Annotated in this window: 21 protein-coding genes and 1 tRNA gene; 20 read left to right on the top strand and 2 right to left on the bottom strand. The window is 63.6% G+C overall.

Annotated features, from left to right (window positions below; genetic code table 11):
• Positions 1-1,515 carry a tripartite tricarboxylate transporter permease gene (locus tag GYA94_RS06785; RefSeq protein ID WP_009683064.1) on the top strand — a complete coding sequence of 505 codons (1,515 nt, stop codon included), beginning with the start codon at positions 1-3 and terminating at the stop codon, positions 1,513-1,515.
• The gene (locus GYA94_RS06780) at positions 1,508-2,539 is read left to right on the top strand and encodes an AbrB family transcriptional regulator (protein ID WP_110675759.1); all 1,032 of its coding nucleotides are present in this window, start codon (positions 1,508-1,510) and stop codon (positions 2,537-2,539) included. Before GYA94_RS06785 ends, GYA94_RS06780 begins: the two co-directional genes overlap by 8 nt.
• Positions 2,540-2,596: 57 nt before the next feature.
• Here the strand turns inward: GYA94_RS06780 and ung are convergent, their stop codons facing one another.
• Complete coding sequence (ung, locus tag GYA94_RS06775) at positions 2,597-3,289, bottom strand: uracil-DNA glycosylase (RefSeq protein ID WP_161891996.1); 693 nt, start codon at positions 3,287-3,289, stop codon at positions 2,597-2,599.
• A gap of 126 nt (positions 3,290-3,415) precedes the next feature.
• Between ung and dspII the strand changes: the two genes are divergently transcribed.
• Positions 3,416-4,522 carry an enoyl-CoA hydratase/isomerase DspII gene (gene dspII, locus GYA94_RS06770; RefSeq protein ID WP_161891995.1) on the top strand — a complete coding sequence of 369 codons (1,107 nt, stop codon included), beginning with the start codon at positions 3,416-3,418 and terminating at the stop codon, positions 4,520-4,522.
• A gap of 12 nt (positions 4,523-4,534) precedes the next feature.
• Here dspII and GYA94_RS06765 read toward each other — a convergent pair whose 3' ends face one another.
• Positions 4,535-4,993: a hypothetical protein gene (locus GYA94_RS06765; RefSeq protein ID WP_029886127.1), complete on the bottom strand. Its 459-nt coding sequence runs from the start codon at positions 4,991-4,993 to the stop codon at positions 4,535-4,537.
• A 212-nt stretch (positions 4,994-5,205) separates the two neighbouring features.
• Here GYA94_RS06765 and GYA94_RS06760 point away from each other — a divergent pair, with 212 nt between their 5' ends.
• The 17 genes from GYA94_RS06760 (at position 5,206) to GYA94_RS06680 (ending at position 21,977) form a co-directional block, all read left to right on the top strand.
• On the top strand, positions 5,206-6,681 hold the full coding sequence (locus GYA94_RS06760) for a sensor domain-containing diguanylate cyclase (RefSeq protein ID WP_161891994.1): 1,476 nt from the start codon (positions 5,206-5,208) through the stop codon (positions 6,679-6,681).
• Positions 6,678-6,890, top strand: coding sequence for a cysteine-rich CWC family protein (locus tag GYA94_RS06755; RefSeq protein WP_009683070.1), 213 nt, complete (start codon positions 6,678-6,680; stop codon positions 6,888-6,890). Before GYA94_RS06760 ends, GYA94_RS06755 begins: the two co-directional genes overlap by 4 nt.
• Before the next feature lie 9 nt (positions 6,891-6,899).
• Positions 6,900-7,592, top strand: a complete 693-nt coding sequence (locus GYA94_RS06750; protein ID WP_009683071.1) for a pseudouridine synthase — start codon at positions 6,900-6,902, stop codon at positions 7,590-7,592.
• Positions 7,593-8,051: 459 nt separating this feature from the next.
• Positions 8,052-8,939 carry an alpha/beta fold hydrolase gene (locus GYA94_RS06745; RefSeq protein ID WP_161891993.1) on the top strand — a complete coding sequence of 296 codons (888 nt, stop codon included), beginning with the start codon at positions 8,052-8,054 and terminating at the stop codon, positions 8,937-8,939.
• Between the two features lie 110 nt (positions 8,940-9,049).
• Positions 9,050-9,123 (top strand) — tRNA-Gly (locus tag GYA94_RS06740).
• A gap of 241 nt (positions 9,124-9,364) precedes the next feature.
• Positions 9,365-11,293 (top strand): tyrosine-type recombinase/integrase, encoded by a 1,929-nt coding sequence (locus GYA94_RS06735; RefSeq protein WP_008264493.1) that lies wholly within the window; start codon positions 9,365-9,367, stop codon positions 11,291-11,293.
• A gap of 564 nt (positions 11,294-11,857) precedes the next feature.
• Positions 11,858-12,613 carry a hypothetical protein gene (locus GYA94_RS06730; RefSeq protein WP_008265643.1) on the top strand — a complete coding sequence of 252 codons (756 nt, stop codon included), beginning with the start codon at positions 11,858-11,860 and terminating at the stop codon, positions 12,611-12,613.
• A 118-nt stretch (positions 12,614-12,731) separates the two neighbouring features.
• Positions 12,732-12,944 (top strand): AlpA family transcriptional regulator, encoded by a 213-nt coding sequence (locus tag GYA94_RS06725; protein ID WP_003158604.1) that lies wholly within the window; start codon positions 12,732-12,734, stop codon positions 12,942-12,944.
• A 42-nt stretch (positions 12,945-12,986) separates the two neighbouring features.
• A complete protein-coding gene (locus GYA94_RS06720; RefSeq protein WP_008268124.1) occupies positions 12,987-13,862 on the top strand; it encodes a ParA family protein in 876 nt (291 codons plus the stop codon).
• Complete coding sequence (locus tag GYA94_RS06715; RefSeq protein ID WP_008268494.1) at positions 13,846-14,094, top strand: hypothetical protein; 249 nt, start codon at positions 13,846-13,848, stop codon at positions 14,092-14,094. Before GYA94_RS06720 ends, GYA94_RS06715 begins: the two co-directional genes overlap by 17 nt.
• Positions 14,087-15,715, top strand: a complete 1,629-nt coding sequence (locus GYA94_RS06710) for a ParB family protein (RefSeq protein WP_014603610.1) — start codon at positions 14,087-14,089, stop codon at positions 15,713-15,715. The genes GYA94_RS06715 and GYA94_RS06710 overlap by 8 nt, the downstream gene beginning before the upstream one ends.
• 15 nt (positions 15,716-15,730) lie before the next feature.
• A complete protein-coding gene (locus tag GYA94_RS06705; RefSeq protein WP_008267477.1) occupies positions 15,731-16,291 on the top strand; it encodes a DUF2857 domain-containing protein in 561 nt (186 codons plus the stop codon).
• A gap of 3 nt (positions 16,292-16,294) precedes the next feature.
• On the top strand, positions 16,295-17,539 hold the full coding sequence (locus tag GYA94_RS06700; RefSeq protein ID WP_033940508.1) for an STY4528 family pathogenicity island replication protein: 1,245 nt from the start codon (positions 16,295-16,297) through the stop codon (positions 17,537-17,539).
• Between the two features lie 317 nt (positions 17,540-17,856).
• Entirely contained in the window at positions 17,857-18,657 is an 801-nt protein-coding gene (locus tag GYA94_RS06695; protein WP_008267528.1) for a PFL_4669 family integrating conjugative element protein, read from the top strand.
• Positions 18,654-19,181 carry a DUF3158 family protein gene (locus tag GYA94_RS06690; protein WP_008268255.1) on the top strand — a complete coding sequence of 176 codons (528 nt, stop codon included), beginning with the start codon at positions 18,654-18,656 and terminating at the stop codon, positions 19,179-19,181. The genes GYA94_RS06695 and GYA94_RS06690 overlap by 4 nt, the downstream gene beginning before the upstream one ends.
• A gap of 73 nt (positions 19,182-19,254) precedes the next feature.
• Entirely contained in the window at positions 19,255-19,695 is a 441-nt protein-coding gene (locus GYA94_RS06685; RefSeq protein ID WP_008267200.1) for a single-stranded DNA-binding protein, read from the top strand.
• Between the two features lie 269 nt (positions 19,696-19,964).
• Complete coding sequence (locus tag GYA94_RS06680) at positions 19,965-21,977, top strand: DNA topoisomerase III (RefSeq protein WP_126123097.1); 2,013 nt, start codon at positions 19,965-19,967, stop codon at positions 21,975-21,977.
• Positions 21,978-22,120 lie beyond the last annotated feature (143 nt).

Raw genomic sequence — 22,120 nt, 5'->3', positions numbered from 1 at the left:
ATGGATACCTTGAGCTATCTGGGCCAGGGCTTCGGCGTTGCCCTGTCCCCCTATAACCTGGTCACCGCCCTGTCCGGCACCTTGATCGGCACCGTGGTCGGCCTGCTGCCGGGCCTGGGCCCGATCAACGGCGTGGCGCTGCTGATCCCGATTGCCTTCGCCCTCGGCCTGCCGCCAGAATCGGCGCTGATCCTGCTGGCAGCGGTGTACCTGGGCTGCGAATACGGCGGGCGTATCAGCTCGATTCTGCTGAACATCCCGGGCGAGGCTTCGACCGTGATGACCACCCTCGACGGTTACCCGATGGCCCGCCAGGGCCTGGCTGGCGTTGCCCTGTCGCTGTCGGCCTGGAGTTCGTTCATCGGTGCGCTCATCGCCACCTGCGGCATGGTGCTGTTCGCCCCCCTGCTGGCCAAATGGGCGATTGCCTTCGGCCCGGCCGAGTACTTCGTGCTGATGGTGTTCGCCATCGTCTGCCTGGGCGGCATGGCCGGTGACAAACCGCTGAAAACCTTCATTGCCGCATTGATCGGGCTGTTCCTGTCGGCGGTCGGTATCGACGCCAACAGCGGCGTCTACCGCTTCACCGGCGACAGCGTGCACCTGGCCGATGGCATCCAGTTCGTGGTGTTGGTACTGGGCCTGTTCTCGATCAGCGAAATCCTCCTGCTGCTGGAAAAGACCCACCATGGCCACCAGGCGGTCAAGGCCACCGGGCGCATGCTGTTCAACTTCAAGGAAGCGGCTTCGGTGTTCGTGGTGAATATCCGCTGCGGCCTGCTCGGTTTCATCATGGGCGTGCTGCCGGGCGCTGGCGCTACGCTGGCCAGCGCCGTGGCCTACATGACCGAAAAACGCCTCGCCGGCACCAGCGGCAAGTTCGGCAAGGGCGACGCCCGTGGCCTGGCGGCACCCGAAACCGCCATTGGTGCTTCCTGCTGTGGCGCCCTGGTGCCCATGCTGACGCTGGGCGTACCGGGCTCCGGTACCACCGCGGTGATGATCGGTGCACTGACCCTGTACAACATCACCCCAGGCCCCCTGCTGTTCGAGCAGCAGCCAGACATCGTCTGGGGCCTGATCGCCTCGCTGTTCATCGCCAACATCATGCTGGTGATCCTCAACATTCCGATGATCCGCATCTTCACCCGCATCCTGGCCGTACCAAACTGGGCGCTGGTGCCGGTGATCGCCATCATCACCGCAATCGGCGTGTACGCCGTGCACGCCACCACCTTCGACCTGTTCCTGATGGTCGGCATCGGTATCATGGGCTACATCCTGCGCAAGCTGGACTTCCCGCTGTCGCCGATCCTGCTGGGCTTCATCCTCGGCGGCCTGATGGAACAGAACCTGCGCCGCGCGCTGTCGATTTCCAACGGTGAACTGGGCATCCTCTGGTCAAGCCCCATCAGCCTGTCGGTATGGGTGCTGACCCTGTGCATGCTGACCCTGCCGCTGCTGCGCATCTGGCGCAAACGTGCGCAGCAGCGTCGGGCCATGGCCGATGCCTGACCGGTCACTGCCGCTGTACGTTGCAACCGGGCTGGTCGGCCTTGCTGGGGGTTTTGCCGCCAGCAAGGTCGGCTGGCCTTTGCCGTGGATGATCGGCTCGCTGCTGGCCATCATCCTGGTGCGCTGCCTGACGCCCTGGCAATTGCCGGAAATACCCAATGGCCGCAGATGCGGGCAGTGGGTCATCGGCATCGGCATTGGCCTGCACTTCACCCCGGCGGTGATCGAGCAAGTCGCCAGCCACTTCGTCCTGATTTTCTTCAGCGCGGTGTTCACTACCGTGACCAGCGTGATCAGCGTGTGGCTGCTCAGGCGCAGCGGCGAGGACCGCGCCACTGCGTTCTTCGCCAGCATGCCCGGCGGTTCGGGAGAGATGGTCAACCTTGGCGCGCGCAACGGCGCGGTGCTCAGCCAGGTGGCGGCCGCGCAGAGCCTGCGGGTGCTGGCTGTGGTGTTGTGCGTACCGGCAGTATTCAAGTACCTGCTGGGCGACGGCGTCGCGCTCAACCACGCAGGCAGCGTAAGTTGGAGCTGGTTGGCCCTGATTGCCCCGCTGGGCATCGCCGTGGCCCTGCTGTGGCAGCGCTTGCGCCAGCCCAACCCATGGCTGTTCGGGCCACTGCTGGTGGCGGCCTCGGTGAGCCTGGCCACCAACCTGCAGATCGCCCTGCCCAACGGCGCCAGCCAGATCGGCCAATGGTTGATTGGCAGCGCCCTGGCCTGCCACTTCAACCGCGAATTCTTCCGCCGCGCCCCATCGTTTCTCGCCCGCACCCTGCTGGCCACGGCATTGTGCATGGCCATTGCCGCCCTGGCCGCCTGGGCACTGAGCGTCCTGACGGCACTGGACTTGCGCTCGCTGACACTGGGCATGATGCCAGGCGGGATTGCCGAAATGAGCTTGACCGCAGAGACACTGCAGCTGTCGGTGCCGCTGGTGACGGCACTGCAGGTGATGCGGCTGCTGCTGGTGCTGTTTCTGGCCGAGCCGTTGTTCCGCGCGTGGAACGCCAGGCCTCGATGAACGCGGCGCCCGGCGAGCGGCGAACCCGCTGGCCAGGCGCTGCGCCAGTCCACATGACTACAACGGCGGCAAGGCCCAGTTGATCGGCGCCAACCCGCGCTGCTCGAGGAAGCTGTTGGTGCGGCTGAAGTGCCCGCAGCCGAGAAAGCCGCGGTAAGCCGACAACGGTGACGGGTGCACCGACTTCAGCACCAGGTGCTTGGTGCCATCGATCAGCTTCTGCTTGCTCTGCGCATGGGCGCCCCACAGCAGGAACACCACGTGCGGGCACTGCTCGCTGACGACCTGGATGATCCGGTCGGTGAAGTGCTCCCAGCCTTTCTTGGCATGCGAGGCCGCATTCGCACGCTCGACCGTCATGGTGGTGTTGAGCAGCAGCACGCCTTGCTCGGCCCAGCTTTGCAGGTAGCCGTGGCTGGCGATCGGGATGTTCAGGTCCCGCTGCAACTCTTTGTAGATATTGACCAGCGACGGCGGCGTGGCCACCCCGGGCTGCACCGAGAAGCACAAGCCGTGCGCCTGGCCCGGCCCGTGGTAAGGGTCCTGACCGAGGATCACCACTTTCACCTGTTGCAGCGGTGTCGAGTTGAGCGCGTTGAAGATCAGCGGCCCTGGCGGGTAGACCTGCTTGCCGGCAGCGTACTCGCTACGCAGGAACTCGCGCAGCTGATGCATGTAGGGCTGGTCGAACTCACCGCGCAACGCGGCCTTCCAGCTGGGTTCGAGTTTGATACGGTCGTCGTCAGTCATGGGGCCTTCCATAAACAATGGCGCGACACTAGGTAAGCCCTACCCGCTTGTCAAACGATCCGACCGACGACCGGCATGATTGGCCAGGCAAGCCATACTTGGGCCATGACTTGCGCGAGGTAGTCCATGACCATTCATTGCGAGGTGCTTACCGGCGCCGATGGCGCCCGCATGGGCGTCGCCACCCTCGATGCGCCCATGGCGCTCAATGCCCTGACCCTGCCGATGATCGAGGCACTGGGCGACCAGCTGCAGGCGTGGGCGCGCGACCCCGGGGTGGTCTGCGTGCTGTTGCGTGGCAGCGGCGCCAAGGCATTCTGCGCGGGGGGTGATGTGCGCGCGCTGGCCCAGGCTTGCCGCGATCAACCTGGCAGCGTGCCACCGCTGGCCGCCACCTTCTTCGCCGCCGAATACCGCCTGGACTACAGCCTGCACACCTACCCCAAACCGTTGCTGTGCTGGGGGCATGGCCATGTTCTGGGCGGCGGCATGGGGTTGCTGCAAGGCGCCAACGTGCGCATTGTCACACCCAGCAGCCGTTTGGCCATGCCAGAGGTCAGCATCGGCTTGTACCCGGACGTGGGTGCCAGCTGGTTCCTGGCCCGGCTGCCAGGCAAACTGGGGCTGTTCCTTGGCCTGACCGGCGCCCCGCTCAACGCCCGCGATGCCCTGGACCTGGGTTTGGCCGACCGCTTCCTGGGTGAGCACCAGCAAGAAACCCTGGTCGATGAGCTGCTGCAACTGAACTGGCAGGAACACACCGCTTTGCAGCTCAACAGCCTGCTCAAGGCCGAACAGCACCGCGTGTGTGCCGAATTACCGGCCGCTCAATGGTTGCCGCGCCGGGCAGTGATCGACGCGTTGCTCGATGTTGCCGATGCGGCTGCCGCATGGCGCGCGCTGGAAAACCTGAAGCACCATGACGACCCATTGCTGGCCGACGCCGGCCAACGGCTGCAGCAAGGCTGCCCGCTGACCGCCCATCTGGTTTGGGAGCAGATTCGCCGGGCGCGACACCTGTCACTGGCGCAAGTGTTGCAGATGGAGTACTGCATGAGCCTGAACTGCTGCCGCCACCCGGAGTTCAGTGAAGGCGTACGCGCCCGCCTGCTGGACAAGGACAACCAGCCGCGCTGGCACTGGCCGGATGTGGCGCAGGTGCCCGCAGCGGTGGTTGAGGCGCACTTCGCCAAGGTGTGGGAGGGCAGTCACCCGCTGGCGGACCTGGGTTAGTGCAGTGGCTGCCTAGCGCTGCCATTGCCCCTGCCCGCGCGGCCCATCACCTGGCCCACCGCCATTGCCTGGCCCATTGGATTGCCAGCCGCCCCGCGGGTAGCGCTGGCTGCCATCGCGGTAGTCGTGCCGGTCCCGGTCACCCCGGTAGTCATCACGCTGGCGGTTGCCATAGTCATGGCGCGGGTTACCGTGCCACTGGGTCACCGGCGGGCGTGGCTGCGGCCGGTAGTTGGGTGCGGGCTGATAGCGGTAACGCGGGGCGGGCTGGTAGTAGTAGCGTGGTGCCGGCTGGTAGTAGTAGCGTGGCTGTGGCGCCACGTAGTAACGGTCATAACGATAGTACCCGGGCGCTGCATAGCGGTCGCTGGTGTAATAGTCGGAGCGGTAGTAGCTGCCACTCTCGTAGTAAGGCGCGCAGGCGGAAGTCATCGACCCCAGCAGGGCGATCAACAGGATTCGATAGGACATGGCGGCCTCCTGGACCGCTGGAGTGCCCGCACAGCGGCGCTGTCGGGCGTCGATGCGAAATGTGTTCATCGACATTGAATAAGACACCGGTAACAAGGTGCAGTGCCATTCCTGCAATAATTTGATACAGCTGCTCGGGCACCGAAAAACTTGCAGTCATTTCAGGGCCACCTCACTAGAATGGGCGGCTCGGCACACATCATGGGAAGATCATGCCTTTACGTTCCACCCTGTTTTCGCAGCGTTCGCTGATCTTCACCCTCCTGTTGCTGCTGGCCTGCGGCTTTCTCGCCACCTCGCTGCTCAGTTACTTCGCTTCGCGCAGCGCTATCCGTGACGGCATCATCAACACCGAATTGCCGCTGACCTCCGACACGGTCTACTCGGAAATCCAGAAAGACCTGATTCGCCCGGTACTGATCGCCTCGATGATGGCCCAGGACACCTTCCTGCGCGACTGGGTGCTGTCCGGCGAGCAGGACACCGCCCGCATGACCCGCTACCTGGGCGAGGTCATGGGCAAGCAGGACACCTTCACCTCATTTTTCGTGTCCGACCGCACCCTGACCTACTACCAGGCCAAGGGGGTGCTCAAGCATGTCGACCCTGGTGCCTGGCGCGACGCCTGGTACTTCCGCCTGCGTGACCTCAAGGCACCTTATGAGATCAACGTCGACTTCGACATGGCCAACCATGACAGCCTGACCGTATTCATCAACTATCAGGTGCATGACTATCAGCAACGCTTCATCGGCGCCGCCGGTGTCGGCCTGAGCGTATCGTCGGTGGTCAAGCTGATCGACCGCTACCAACAACGCTACCAGCGCGCGGTGCTATTCACCGACGCCAAGGGCAAGGTGCTGCTGACCGGCTCGGCAGGCGGCCCGCATGGCCTACAGGTGGGCCAGCAGCTCAGTGCCAACCCCGAGCTGCAAAACCTGCTGGCCGAACGGCGGGTACCCAGCGAAGGCAGCCACGAGTACCGTGACAGCGACCAGCACAGCCACTTCCTCAACGTGCGCCAGTTGCCTGAGCTGGACTGGTACCTGCTGGTGGACAAACGGGAAACCGGCGCGCTCGATCGCATTCGTCACTCGCTGTACCTGAACCTGGCGATCTGCACCATGATCACCCTGGTGGTACTGGCACTGGTACACGCCATGGTCCGCCGCCATCAGGCCAGCACAGAGGCCTTGGCGACGCTCGACAGCCTCACCGGCCTGCTCAACCGGCGCAGCTTCGACCTGCTGGCTGCCCAGGCCCTGCGCGAAGCCCAGCGCGACAATGGCCCGCTGGTGGCATTGCTGTTCGACCTGGACCACTTCAAGGCGTTGAACGATACCCATGGCCACCTGGCAGGCGACGAAGTGCTGCGCCAGTTCGCCAATGTGCTGCAAAGCAGCCTGCGCCAGTCGGATATACTGTGCCGCTGGGGTGGCGAGGAATTCATCGTGCTGCTGCGTGAAGCCGAGGGTCGGCACGTCATCGAGGTGGCGGAAAAGATCCGCCAGCGCACCGAACAGCTGACCTTCAGCTACGACGACCAGCCACTGCGCCTGACCACCAGCATCGGCCTGAGCAGCCTGCGACCGGGGGATACCCTGCACACCCTGCTGACCCGCGCCGACCGTGCCCTTTATCGTGCCAAACAGGCTGGCCGCAACCGTGTCTGTAGCGAAACCCCATGACTGATCAGCAACACTGCCCCGCTTGCGGCGCGCTCAACCACTGCAGCCTGGCCGACCCACGCCGCGCCACCCAGGCCTGCTGGTGCTACGGTGTCACCATCGACCCGAGCGTGCTCCAGGCACTGCCCGCCGCGCTGCGGGACAAAGCCTGCCTGTGCCCGCGCTGCGCCGCCGTTGAAGACCAACTCCAATCACGCCCTTCCAGCTGACGCCAAGCCATGCGCCTCGATCGTTTCCTTGCCAACCTGCCCCACTGTAACCGCCAGCAGGCCCGGCTGATGCTGGCCCAGCGCCGTGTGCGCCTGGATGGCCAGGTCATCAGCGACCCGCTGGCCGAGGTGCGGGAGTTCAGCCGGGTGCAACTGGACGAGCAGTTGCTGCAGGCTGGCCGCCCGGCGCGCTACCTGATGCTGCACAAGCCGGCCGGCTGCGTGAGCGCAACCCACGACCCACAGCACCCCACTGTGCTCGAGCTGTTGCCGGCGGCGCTGCGTGCAGACCTGCACATCGCCGGGCGCCTGGACTTCAACACCACCGGCCTGATGATCCTGACCAACGATGGCCAGTGGTCGCGCCGCCTGACCCAGCCAGCGACCAAGCTGCCCAAGCAGTACCTGGTGGAAACCGAGGACGAGATTGCCGAGCACTATGTGGCCAAGTTCCGTGAAGGCTTCTACTTCGCCTTTGAGAACCTCACCACCCAGCCCGCCCAGCTGGACATTCTAGGGCCGCGCCAGGCGCGGCTGGCGATTGTCGAAGGGCGCTATCACCAGGTCAAACGCATGTTCGGGTTTTTCGACAACAAGGTCGTGGGGCTGCACCGGGAGAGCATGGGGGCGATCCGGCTCGACCCGGGGTTGGCGCCCGGCGCCTTTCGGCAACTCACGCCGGAAGAAATAGGCACCGTCTAGCCCGCCCGCGAACTCGCGCAACCTACCGCTGAGCGCGCGCCATACGACCGCTCAGCGCCAAACGTCACAATTAAGCCCGAACGGCACTTGCAGGATCCCCGCCCCCCTGCTTGAATCCCAATCGTCAGTCTGCATGTGACCGCTAAGTCACGATCGTAGACCCAGACACTTTTTGTCGGCCACCCAGGGCCTAGATGCCTTGGGGCACGGCAGATTGCCCGCCATACAACAACACCGTCGACGCAAGTGCCAAGGATCGACACAGGGCCCCGGTTACTCTTCAGGCGAATGCCTACCTGTCATAAAGAACGTGCACCCTGATGTCCTGTTTCGGGAATGCGCTCTCTTTGAGCCAGTGGCTTGAGTGTTCGGCCAAGCCGCCGCCAAAAGTGAACGACCCGTTGCCGCGACAAGCCACCAGGTGACGCGAATACCCTTTTTGCGCCAGGAGTCGATGACATGAGGCCAGAAATCGCTGTACTTGATATTCAAGGTCAGTATCGGGTTTACACGGAGTTCTATCGCGCGGATGCGGCTGAGAATACGATCATCCTGATCAACGGCTCGCTGGCCACCACAGCCTCGTTCGCCCAGACGGTGCGCAACCTGCACCCGCAGTTCAATGTCGTCCTGTTCGACCAGCCCTACGCGGGCAAATCCAAACCGCACAACCGCCACGAACGGCTGATCAGCAAGGAGACCGAGGCGCATATCCTCCTTGAACTGATCGATCACTTCCAGGCCGACCACGTGATGTCGTTCTCGTGGGGCGGTGCCAGCACGCTACTGGCACTGGCGCACCAGCCGCGGTGTGTGAAGAAGGCCGTGGTGAGTTCGTTCTCGCCGGTGATCAATGAACCAATGCGCGACTACCTGGCGCGCGGTTGCCAGTACCTGGCCGCCTGCGACCGCTATCAAGTCGGCAACCTGATCAACGACACCATCGGCAAGTACCTGCCGTCGCTGTTCAAGCGGTTCAACTACCGGCACGTCAGCAGCCTGGACAGCCACGAATACGCGCAGATGCACTTCCACATCAACCAGGTGCTGCAACATGACCTGGCACAGGCACTGGAGGGCGCGCGCGCTATCGATATTCCGGTGTTGTTCATCAATGGTGAACGCGACGAGTACACCACGGCCGCAGATGCACGGCAGTTCGGCAAACACGTGGGGCGCAGCCAGTTTGGGGTTATCCGCGGTGCAGGACACTTTCTGGACATGGAGACCAAGGCCGCCTGCGAGGACACCCGCAATGCCATGCTGGGCTTCCTCAAGCCAACCCTGCGTGAAGCCCGGCAACGTTACCAGCCGCTGCAACAGGGGCAGCATGCACTGGCTATCTGAGCAACTCGGCGCCTTGGTGCGGATACCCGCCGGCATGGGGCGCCGACACGCTTTTTTTATAACGTGGGCTTCTATTTCCCGCAGGGTTCTGGTAAAAAGTGCGGCGTAAGGCGGGTATAGTTTAGTGGTAAAACGAAAGCTTCCCAAGCTTTAGTTGAGGGTTCGATTCCCTCTACCCGCTCCACTTCGACTTTCCAGGGACTTCCACCGGAGTCCATAGAACGCCGTAAGTCATTGTCAGGATTGAGGATTTCCACCCAACCTCGATCCACTGACATCCAGCGAAATCCACTCCCAGCCGGTTCTAACTGGTACGTTGAGCGGTACATTGGCAATGCGGAGGTTCCCAAAACCGTATTGTTGCTGGAGGAGCCGGGGTTCCGTCGGGAACATGGCATCCAACTCGCTTCGCAGGAGTTGGGCTCATGCTTTCAGACCTCCAGGTTCGACAGGCCAAGGTGACCGGCAAGGCGTACTCGCTTGTCGATTTCGACGGTCTCTACTTCCACATCTCCGCCACCGGCTTCAAGGCCTGGCACTTCCGCTTCACTTGGGGCGGCAAGCGCGAGCGCATGTCCTTCGGCGGCTATCCCGCGCTTTCCCTGAAAGACGCTCGTAATCTGCGCGACGAGGCCCGGGCAATGCTGGCCAAGGGCATCAACCCGCATTCGGAGCGCAAGCGCAAGCGCCACGCCATCGTCCTGGCGGGCGAGCACACCTTCCAGGCCATCTACGACAAATGGCTGGCCCACCGCAGCCTCTCTCTGGAAAATGAGGGCCGCCAGAGCACGCCCAAACAGATCGGGCGCGTCTTCGCCAAGGATGTGTTTCCCGTATTGCGCCACCTGACCATCTATGACGTCACCCGCGCCCATCTGCTGGACATCATCGGCAGAGTGGAAAAGCGTGGCTCGCTGTCGGTCGCCGAGAAACTGCGCACCTGGTTCAGCCAGCTATTCACCTACGCCTCGGTGGTGGTGCCCAACATGGGCGACAACCCGGCCAAGGATTTGGATGTGGTGGCGATGCCGCTGCCGCCGGTCGAGAACAACCCCTTTTTGCGCATGCCCGAGCTGCCGGCCATGCTGCAGACGTTGCGCAAGTACAGCGGTCGCCTGAATACGCAACTGGGTCTACGTCTGCTGCTGCTCACGGGCGTGCGCACCGGTGAATTGCGCTACGCCACGCCCGATCAGTTCGATCTAGAACGCGGTCTGTGGATTATCCCGGTTGTCAGGCTCAAGCAACGCAAGCAACTCACCAAGAAGAAGCGCCAGCGCTTCGCCGACATCCCGCCATACATCGTGCCACTGTCGTTGCAGGCACAAGAAGTCGTTCGTCATCTGCTGGGAAATCTGAAGCCAGCGCAGGTCTATCTCATCCCCGGTGATTGGTGCCTGAAAAACCCTCTCAGCGAGAACACGCTCAATGGCGCGCTCAAGCGTATGGGATATGAAGACCAGCTCACTGGGCACGGCGTTCGCGCCACAATCTCGACCGCGCTCAATGAATTGGGCTATCCGCCCAAGTGGGTAGACGCCCAACTTTCGCATGCCGATCCGGATCGGATCAGCGCGACCTACAACCACGCCGAGTACGTCGAGCAGCGCCGCGTCATGATGCAGGACTGGGCCGACCGTCTGGACTTGTTCGAGCAGAATCAGGTCGAAGTTGCCAGCACACACCTGACCATCACGCTGCAGGGCCTGCCCACGATTGCCGGACAGGCGGCAGCGCAGCCGCCCGCCCTGAATCCAAACGCCCCTCAGTTGATCGTTGCGCCTGCACCGGATGCGCCAGCGGTTCCAGCTTCCGTCTATCGACTTTCGGCGGTGCATCTGCCCGAGTACGCGCGACCCACGCTGTCAGAGGTGCAGCGCGAGCGCTTGCAATTGCTGGAGATGTTCGAGGCGCCTCACAACCTATCAGTCGCCGATTACGCCAAGCTGGTTGGCAAGTCCCGCCGCTGGATCACTTACGAGATTCAGGCCGGCAATCTCCTGTCGATCCATCTGGGTCACCGTGGGCAGCGCGTCCCGGACTGGCAACTCGACCCCATCAAACGCAAGCTGATTCAGGCTGTCCTGAAGCTGGTGCCGCGCGGCATCGACACTTGGCACATCTATCACGCACTGCTGCGGCCATACGATGCCCTGGGCAAGTGTCCAGTCATCGAGGCAGTCGATCCGACCAACCTGCATCTTGCAGCTCGACTGGTCGCCGCACATGCCATAGAAACCGATGAGCTTGCAGAGCAATCGGAGGCGTCTCCGGTGCTGGCCAGGCAGACTGTAGAGCGCCTGGTAAAAACGGCAATGTTGGTTGATACGCCCGAAGATCTAGTCGCCCGTTGAGCTGAGGCCGGACGGCAGCACCGTCCGGTCAAGGTCAAAGCAGGGAACAAAGGTTGATCGCTTCGCATGACCAACCCTCCGTCTTCTGCGCGGCCAACTCGCAATGTTCAGTAGCAGGTAGCGTTTCGCGTCGAATCTGCGCCTGGCAGTCACCATGGGCGACTTCTCTGTGATGCTATCTCGCTATATCAGTATCCAGATCGGATATGACGCCAGCAGATTTCCGTTGCCAATCCCAAGCCCCGAGCAATAGATTCCGACCGCTCGCCGCTTTTTGAAACCGCTGGCGTATCAGACCATACCGATACGGTTTTGCGGGAGCCGCAACTTCTCACGATCCTGATAGCGCAAGCGTCACTGTCGAGCCGCGACGGACGCTCGATTTTCTTGTGCTCGATGGATTTTTGCACATCGAGCACACAACGCCTACTCGTTGCGCGAACTGATCAGAAGTAATCAAAAGCGGGTGTCATCACTCGCGTCTTGCGCGGACAACAGGCCGACCATGAGGACGGCTGCAAAAGCAGTCGGCCCTGTAGTTCTTCTCCTGGAAGGAGACGGAGCATGCACGAGAACAAAAATGATGCACCAACATCAAAGGTGTTCTACCGCCCGCTCGAAGCATCCATCCGCTGGGCCGGACTGCTGCGATACGAGCAGGTGATCCTGGCTTCGGTCTCGTCGCCTATGAATCTGCCGCAGTCGCTGGACTGCCCACGTTTGGGCGAACTGCGGCTGTACACCGACCGCATCTATGACGGCATCCTCAACGGGGAACTGCCCTTCGGGCAGCACGGCATCACGACGCGCGACACCGCGTTGATCGAATCGCCTGATCTGACGGTACGCCATGTCGATCTGAAGTGCTGGATGCGCCAGCACTACCCCGAGCAGCGGCCCGGCTTTCTCTTCTCCCGCGGCGAGCGCATCACCCATCCCTTCATCTCTCTGGAAACAGGGCAAGCCATGCTGGTCGAACGCCAGGCTTTGAAATCCGTCCTGGAACAGACCAAACGTCAGCTTCGCGAGTTGCAGGACAAGCATGACGCGCTGCTCAAGCAGCCCACGGTGATTCCGGCATGCGCGCAGTGTCCGATCAGTGATCGAGCCGAGGCCACCTACCTGAACATCGTTGGCGGCCTGTTGGAGCTGATGCTCGGCCAGTCGCCATCGGGCACGCCGTACTCCAGCTTCAAGACGCAGGAGGCCGTGGTCAGCGCGCTGGTCGCCCATCACAGCGGTGCCATGGGCATCGCGGAGCGGACATTGAACGGCAAGTTCGCCACCGCCAGGCGCCGGCTGCGTAGCACTTCCCTCTGAGATTTGCCAGCTTGTATGTGCAGTCGCGGAGATTGCATTTGCAATGTCTTTTCGCAGCCGTGTCTATTGAATAGAGGTCACGCCAACAAACGCCACTGAGCGTTCAGGAGTGACTGCCATGTCGCAAACATCTGTACTGCAGCCAAACGAGCGCCGCATCCTGCGCCTGGAAGAAGTCGAAGCGAAATCCGGTTTCAAGCGCGCCCACATCTACAACCTGATGAAGAAACGCCAGTTCCCGCAGGCGCTGCGTCTGGGTGTGCGCGCCGTAGGCTGGGACTCCATCGAAATCGATCAGTGGATCGACGAGCGCGTCAACAACCGGGCCTGACCCGTTCTCCCGAAGTCTTTTCATCTTGACACGGAGAACGCCATGCAGGTCGTATCCATCATTTCAACCAAAGGTGGGGTCGGCAAGACCACCACGGCTGCGAACCTGGGTGGTCTCGCTGCGGACGCCGGGCTGCGCGTGCTGCTGCTCGATCTCGATGTGCAGCCCACCTTGTCCTCCTACTACGAGCTGGCTCACCGCGCGCCGGGCGGTATCTATGAATTGCTGGCCTTCAACGAGCGCGACCTCGACCAGCTTGTGTCCCGCACGATCATCACGGGCCTGGACTTGGTGCTCTCCAACGACCACCGAGGCGAACTGAACACCTTGCTGCTGCACGCGCCAGACGGGCGCCTGCGGCTGCGGCATCTGCTTCCGGCGCTCAAACCCCTCTACGACCTGGTGCTGATCGACACCCAGGGCGCGCGCTCGGTACTGCTGGAGATGGCGGTGCTGGCCTCCGACCTCGCGCTGTCGCCAGTGACCCCAGAAATCCTCGCCGCCCGCGAGCTGCGGCGCGGCACCATGCAGTTGCTCGCGGACATTGCGCCGTACCGGCAGCTGGGCATCGAGCCGCCGCCGCTGCACCTGCTCATCAACCGCGTCCATCCGGTGTCCGCCAACGCCCGGCTGATCCAGCAGGCGCTGCGCGATCTGTTTCAAGACCATACCGACATCGGCGTGTTGGCCACCGACGTGCCGGCCATTGAGGCTTATCCGCGTGCCGCGACGCGCGGCCTACCGGTGCATCGGGTCGAGTACCGCCAGCCAGTGGGCAGAGTCGCTCCCGCCGCGCTCGCCACCATGCGCGATCTTGCTGGCGAATTGCTCCCGCAGTGGCAGGATCGATTTGCCGCAGTGTCCGGCCGTCCGCCACAGCCTCTTGATACCAGGAGGCCCCATGGCCAACGCACATGAACTGGCCCGAGGCCACAGCCGGCTGCGCGCCCTGATCGAGTTCGCCGTCGGCGAAGGCTGGCACGTCAAGCGCACGGCGGGCGGTCACCTCAAGTTCACCAAGGCAGGCTGCGCCGCGATCTACACCAGCTCGACGGCCAGCGATCACCGGGCAGCCCTCAACGCCCGTGCGCAGATCCGTCGCGCCGAGCGCGAGACCCGATCCCTAGCGCAGGGGGGCGGCCATGACTGAGATCACCTCCCAGCAGATGGCCGGCAAACTGCTCGCGTCCGGGTTCGAGCGCAGCGGCCCGTCAGCAACGACCTTGAGCGACCCGATCGCCGACACGCCCATGATCGTGACGCTCGACCAGTTGCGCCCCTACGACCACGACCCGCGCAAGAAGCGCAATCCGGTGTACGAGGAAATCAAGGCATCCATCCGCGAGCGTGGCCTGGACGCGGCTCCGGCCATCACCCGGCGGCCCGGCGACGATCACTACATCATCCGCAATGGCGGCAACACGCGACTGGCAATCCTGCGCGAACTCTGGTCGGAGACCAGGGACGAACGTTTTTTTCGGGTCTCATGCCTGTTCCGCCCATGGCCCGAGCGTGGCGAGATCGTCGCGCTCACCGGGCATCTTGCGGAAAACGAACTGCGCGGTGGCCTCACCTTCATCGAGCGCGCTTTGGGCGTCGAGAAAGCGCGCGAGTTCTACGAACTGGAAAGCGGCCCCACCCTGAGCCAATCCGAGCTGGCCCGCCGCCTGGCCGCCGACGGATACCCCGTGCAGCAGTCGCACATCAGCCGCATGGCCGACGCGGTACGCTACCTGCTGCCCGCAATCCCGACCGTGCTCTACGCCGGCCTGGGGCGTCACCAGGTCGAGCGGTTGTCGGTCATGCGCAAGGCCTGCGAGCGCACCTGGGAGCATTACGCCAAAGGCCGCTCACTGGTTCAGGGCTTCGACGAATTCTTTCAGGAAGTGCTGTCGCAATTCGATGTCCAGGCCGACGAGTTCTCTGCGCAGCGCATACAGGACGAGCTGATCGGCCAGATGACCGAATTGCTGGGTGTTGATTACGACGTGCTCGCTCTGGACATGACCGAATCCGAGAGCCGCCAGCGTGCCTTGGTCAGCGAGCCGACGTCGCCCCCGACGCCGCCTGCCTTGCCAGAGCCAGAGGCCATCGCGCGCCCGCCTGTCAATACCGCGCCACCCACCACGATGCCGACGGCAACTCCCTCGACGGGCGAGAGCGACGCGGATGCCAGTCATTCGGGCGCAGTCAGTTCGGCGGTATATGACGACCTGCTTCAGGAGCACATTGTCTCGCCGGCGCCGACAACCGAGCGGCTTGAGTCCATCCAGCGCATGGTCGCCGACCAGTTGGGCGATGCACTGCCGCACGATTTCTCGGCGAACGTCTTGCAGTCCATCCCGGTGCAGGCTGGCGGGCTCTATCCGATCTCGGATGTCTGGTACATCGCCCCCGGCCTGGACACACCCGAGCACCTGCGCATCCACGTCGCGCAGTTTGCCCGCGAGATTGCGGTCGAGGCAGACCTGGGCGAGTGCATCGATGACCGCCCAGACGGCATCGGCTTCGCCTGCCGTGCTCGCACCACAAACCCAGCGCCGCTGGGCCGTGCCGTCCATACGCTGTTGGCTTGCCTGGCCGGTCAGCAGCCCGCCGACGTCGGTCTGGACAACGGGCAAGTCATCATCGACCTGCCGGCGCTGCTGCACGGCCAGGGCGACGCAACCGGGCGATTGAGCGACACCGCGCTGGTCAAGCTGTTCCGCCTGCTGCGACTGGCCCGCCGCCTGCTCGATCTCGAAGCCGGCACTGCGGACTCTGGAACCTAAGCGAGGGAGGCCAGCATGTCCACAGCACACCCACTCAACCAGGCTGTCATCGCCCAGGCCCTCTATGACCTGCGCAATGGGCAACTGCGCCGCTGCAAACTGATGGGGTTTGGCGAGGCAGAGTTGGACGCCCTCAAGCATCCCGCGCTGATCAGCGTGCTGGCCAACGCCAACGTCTCCTGGTGCTCAGTGACGGTCAACCGCGAAGTGCTGCGGCGGCTGCTCCAGCAGGCGCAGGACGTGGAGAAGGAAATCGCCACAGTCGATCGCATGCTCAGGCTGGGCGCGAGCACGGAGATGGTCAGCAAGTTCTATGGCTTGACGCATCAGGAAGTAGCGCTTCGCCGTGAAATCCTCGGTCTGCCCAAGCGCAAGGGCCGACACCCCGTGCTGGACGAGGAGCAGGACACGGAGCTGTGGCGGCAATGGAAGGCCGTGACCAACAGCAGAACGGTCGATCTCGAAGACGAAACCTCCATCCTTGATGCCGCCATGGACTTGGCCGAAGGCATGTCGCTGCCTCTGTCGGTGGTCTGGGCCTCGATCAAGAGCTGGGTCGATCAGGGATTGGCTTGAGTCATGGCTGTGGACGACACCGTACCACGAGTCCGACGCCAAGGCCCCATCGCACTCGCAGAGCTGTTCGATGCTGCGCTGAAAGACCTTGTGCCCAAGCCCGCCCCCAGCGCACCTGCGTCTACACCTGCACAGTCGCCCACGCCCACCTCCGGCGATGCTTTCCTCTTCAGTGGCAACCGGCACGAGACGGTGCCACGCAAGTTGTTCCTCGACCGCCGCCTGACGCCGCTGGAACGAAACGCCTGGCAAGTGTTCCGGCTGATGCTCAACGACGACGGCGTGACCGCATTTCCCACCTACGAGCAGTTGCGGCCCTGGCTGGCGTCCATGCCCTGCGCAGGCCAGGCCTCGCATGAAACCGTGGCACGAGCGCTGACACTGATGCGCCTGACCCGCTGGCTGAGCCTGGTTCGGCGACGGCGTGACCCCAAGACCGGTCGCATCCTTGGCAATCTGTACGTGCTGCACGACGAACCCCTGACACCGTTCGAGGCCATGCAGCTCGACCCGGACTACCTGCAACTCGTCAGCCAGGCGCTCGGCCATTCTGCCAAGGCCGTGCAGATCGTGGGCCTGAACACGCTCAAGGAAATCGGTGAAGACCCATTACTGGCCGGACGCACCCTCCCGTCACGGTTGCAGGTGATGGCCGAACGTCTCGCCAACCAGGACCTCACGGCCAGCGATAGTTATCCACAGGAGGACGCCATTCACGATTCCGAAGAAGGGGCTCCGAGCCTTCTTCGGAATGGCGAACGACCCACTACGGATTCCGAAGCAGGGCTGAAACCCGCGCCAGACGTCTCTCTTCGGAATCCGAAGCAGGCCCGTACAGTACGTAGTAGTTGTATTAATGAAATACGTACTACTGCGCAGGCGCGCGCACTGGGCGATCTGCAATGGCCCAAGCGCTTTGCGCAACTGAAGGCGGAGCAGCAGGCGGGTGCCAAGGTGGCATTGCAGCAGGTTGATCCCTCGCTGAGGCAGGACGTGCTGGACGAATGGGCCGCGCGTTGTAGCAACCACGGCATCCGCAATCCCGCTGGGTATCTGTTCGGCATCATCCAGCGGGCCATCCACGGCGAGTTCAATGCCTGGACCAAGAAAGACCCGCCACCGGCACCCACTCAGCCAAACGAACGGCCACCACCCGCACCGCCACCCCAAACGCAGGGTAAGCCGGTGCCACCAGAAGTCGCCAGGCAGCACATCGAGCGGCTGCGAGATCTGCTCGCCAGCAAGTGAGCCGACCGACAAGGCGGTGAAGTGGACGCCCATGGATGCCAGTAGAGCTATCCCCTGGGGATAGTTCCACCGTTGGGGCGGATGCCGTGCAGTCGCAGGCCTCCCCTCGAACATCTGCCGCAGCATCGGTGTTGTCCGCCCTGATCCCGACGCGCAGCGTTCGCTGGCCCTGCATGGAGTTATCCCCTGGGGATAGCTCGCGCCGCAGGCGGCCACCACGCGCTGAACCGGGGTCTGGCTGGTTTCGGTTTGTTGACTGACTGCCTTCCGCTTCCTGCCGAAGCTGACCGCTCCTTTTCCCACAACGAGCGGACACCATGGCAACCAATGAACCTCTGCAACTGAATCTCGGCTCCCTGCGCAGCGCGATGTCGCTGACACTTCACACGCACCACGCTTCGCGCATCTGGCATGGCCGTGCCGCCGCCGAGGGGCGACCGGGCATCGTCGGCCTGAACGGCTACATCGCCCAAATGAACAAGATGCGGCGCGGTTCGGAGCAGGACGACCCGTACTCGGACTGGTGGATGCTGCGCATCGAAGTCAAGCTCGACCAGACCAAGACTACGCTGCAATCGCTGCGTGAGCAGGTGGATCAGGCGCTGGCGAGCGTGCCGCCGGCACTCAGCCTGGGCGAGAACCTCAACGTGCAGCCCGTCAAGTTGCCGCTGTTCGTCAATGCGCAGCTCGGCTTTGCCGCCGTCTATCTGCTGGCCGACTACGACGACATCGCCCGCAAACTGATCCTCGCCCACCACACGGCGCTCATCGACCGCAGCACCTTGGAGCGCTGGCTCAACGAGGGCGCCCATGCACTGCGCAGCCTGTTCTCGTTGGCCCAGCAATACCGCTATTCGGGCTGTACGCGCGACGACTTCGTGTCAAAGAACGCCGCAGCACGGGCGGCGTTGGAGAAATTCGGCGAACTGCCGCAGGACGTGCTGGAAGGCACGCTCCGCTCGAAGTTCGCGCCGCCCATCGTGCGCCGTGGCCTGCAACAGCGTGTCGAGAGTCCTGCTGCAGCGCCTGCCCCCAACGACGAGGCCGCCACCGACGAGCCCGCCACTGACGCAGCACCCGAAATCAGCGCCGGCGAGGTCGAGGGCGAGCAGGCATGAGCGATCCGAACCGCGAACCCCGCTACTTCCAGGGCCTGCAACAGGCAGCCTTCATGAAGCTGGAACACGCTGCCTCTCTAAAAGGCCTTTTAAAGCCTTTTAAGGGTAAGGGGGATCTTGAGGCCTGGGCCAGCCAGTGCTTCGCCATGCGCGACGAGCTGATTGGCTTGGCGCAGCGGCAGGTGCTGCAACAGGTAGTCGGGCATCCCTTCCACCTGCTGCCCGTCGACCTGGCCCAGCAGACCACTGGCGCAGGCACAGCGTTTTTGCGCTGGCGCAAGCACGACCGCTCAGCCATGGGCGTAGCCCTGTGGCAGGAATTGATGGCGAGCACCGGCACGCCGGTCAACCTGCTGGCCGAGCTGCACGCGATCGAGCTTCAGCGCATCACGCTGAACATGCAGATCAGCCTGTTGCACACCCTGGGCAGGCAGGCCCAGGAGTGCGCCAGCAAGGCCGCCAAGGCGGAAGACGCCTACCTGCGCCGGATCGCATCCATTCCCGCTGCGATGCGCGATCGGTGATTGCGTCAATCATTCCAGCAAGCGCCCGGCACCGACGCAGCACGGGTATTTCAACCACCATGGAGATTGCAACATGAGCACGCATTTTTGGGGCGAAGGCAACATTGGCTCCCCGCCCGAGTACCGGGAGTTCCCCAACGGCAACGACGAGCCGCGGCGCTTGCTGCGGCTGAACGTGTATTTCGACAACCCCGTCCCCACCAAAGGCGGCGACTTCGAGGATCGCGGTGGCTTCTGGGCGCCCGTGGAAATCTGGCACCGCGACACCGCGCACTGGAAAAACCTCTACCAGAAAGGCATGCGCGTCCTGGTTGTTGGCCGCATGGAGCGCGAGCCCTGGACGGACAACGAAGATCAGCCGCGCGAGACCTGGCAGATCAACGCGCGCAGCGTCGGCATCCTGCCGTTTCGCATCGAGTCCGTGACCCTCAGTCCGAAGCCGCAGGATGCGGAGGCAAAGCCCCAGGCCGCCCAGGAACCGGCTGTGCCAAAAGAGCCGCGGCGTAGGAAGTGACCCGGCATGGGCCGGCCACTGTTCGCAGCTCCATGCACCCGTGAGCTATCCCCAGGGGATAGCTCCATCTACGTCCACCGGCTTCCACGCGCTCCCGAAAATCGCGGCTCCCGGCTCGCACACCCCGGCTGCACGCTATCTCCGCCCCAGCCATTCCATCCTGTGAAAGTGGTCGCCACCGCTTGCGACTTGTTTGCTGCCGCCCCTGGCTGTGCCCGGCATCCTCGATTCCAGCAACTCAATGAACCACGGAAATCGGATGGACGGACATGCGCCTGTTCTTGTGCGAGAAGCCCTCCCAGGGCAAGGATATTGGCCGGATTCTCGGCGCGACGCAGCGCGGTGAAGGCTGCCTCAACGGCTCCGGCGTCACGATTACCTGGTGCATCGGCCATCTCGTAGAAGCGGCAGCACCCGAGGTCTATGACGCGGCGCTCAAGCGCTGGTCGCTGGAGCAGTTGCCCATCATTCCCCAGCAGTGGCGGGTCGAGGTCAAACCCAAGACCGCCACGCAATTCAAGGTCGTCAAGGCGCTTCTGGCGAAGGCGACCCATCTCGTCATCGCCACCGATGCCGACCGCGAGGGCGAGCTGATTGCCCGCGAGATCATCGACCTGTGCGGCTACCGTGGTCCCATCGAGCGTTTGTGGCTATCGGCACTCAACGATGCGTCGATCCGCACCGCGCTCGGCAAGCTGCGACCGTCGTCCGATACGCTGCCGATGTATTACTCGGCGCTGGCGCGTTCGCGGGCAGACTGGCTCGTCGGCATGAACCTCAGCAGACTTTTCACTGTGCTCGGGCGGCAAGCAGGCTACGACGGCGTGCTGTCGGTCGGACGTGTCCAGACCCCGACCCTGAAGCTGGTCGTGGACCGCGACCGCGAAATCGCGGCTTTCAAGTCGGTGCCGTTCTGGGGCATCGACGTGTCTCTGTCCGCAGAGGGTCAGGCTTTCGCCGCGCTGTGGGTTGCGCCCGATGGCTGCACCGACGACGCCGGTCGTTGCCTGCAACAGCCGGTCGCCCAGCAGGCGGCGCAGCAGATTCGCGCTGCGGGCAGCGTCCAGGTGGTGTCGATCGAGACCGAGCGCGTGCGCGAAGGCCCGCCGCTGCTGTTCGATCTGGGGACGCTTCAGGAGGTCTGTTCCAGGCAGCTCGGGCTGGACGTACAGGAAACGCTGGAGATCGCCCAGGCGCTGTACGAAACCTACAAGGCCACGACCTACCCACGCTCGGACTCCGGCTACCTGCCCGAAAGCATGTTTGCCGAGGTGCCCGCCGTCCTGGACAGCCTGCTCAAGACCGACCCGTCGCTGCGCCCGATCATGGGTCAGCTCGACCGCTCCCAGCGTTCGCGCGCCTGGAACGACGGCAAGGTCACGGCGCACCATGGCATCATTCCGACGCTCGAACCCGCGAACCTCTCTGCTCTGAGCGAGAAGGAACTGGCGGTGTACCGGCTGATCCGGGCGCATTACCTGGCGCAGTTCCTACCGCACCACGAGTTCGACCGTACCGTGGCTGAGTTTTCCTGCGGGCAGCAGATGCTGGCGGCCACCGGTAAACAGGTGGTCATCAAGGGTTGGCGTTTGGTGCTGGTCGAGCCGCAAGCGGATGAGGACGGCGACGCCGCAGCGCGCAGCCAGGTGCTGCCCCCGCTGCGTGAGGGCCTGGCGTGCCAGGTGGCCGAGGTCGAGATCAAGGCGCTCAAGACGATGCCGCCCAAGCCCTATACCCAGGGCGAACTGGTCAAATCGATGAAGGGCGTTGCGCGTTTCGTAACCGACCCGCGTCTGAAACAGAAGCTCAAAGACACAACGGGCATCGGCACCGAGGCGACGCGGGCCAACATCATCAGCGTGCTGATCGCCCGTGGCTACATCGTGAAGAAGGGCCGCTCCATTCGCGCATCGGATGCGGCGTTCACGCTGATCGACGCCGTGCCCGCAGCGATTGCAGACCCCGGCACCACAGCGGTGTGGGAGCAGGCGCTCGACATGATCGAGGCCGGACAGCTCACCCTGGACGTATTCCTCAGCAAGCAGGCCGCCTGGATTTCTCAGTTGATCGCGCAGTACGGCTGCGTGTCCCTGTCCATCAAGCTTTCCCATGGGCCAGCATGCCCGCAGTGCGGCGCAGCGACGCGCCAGCGCACCGGCAAGAGCGGCCCATTCTGGTCGTGCAGTCGCTACCCAGACTGCAAAGGCACGCTGCCGGTCGAATCCGGTACGCCCAAGCGTGGCGCTTCGCGCTCGCGTAGCAGCGGCCGCAAAGGCGCCTGACCGACTCCGTTTCCCGTGGGCCGCACCCTGTTTCAAAGGCGTGGCCCGTGTCCCGCACGCCCCTGCGGGTCGCCCAGCGCGCAACGCCTTCTTGTCCGTGTGCGCGTCCCGTCCAGCCGTCCCCGGCTGCGGGACCTGAAGGT

The sequence above is a fragment of the Pseudomonas juntendi genome, assembly GCF_009932375.1.
Taxonomy (GTDB): domain Bacteria; phylum Pseudomonadota; class Gammaproteobacteria; order Pseudomonadales; family Pseudomonadaceae; genus Aquipseudomonas; species Aquipseudomonas juntendi.
This window is presented reverse-complemented; position numbering and strand designations above follow the sequence as displayed.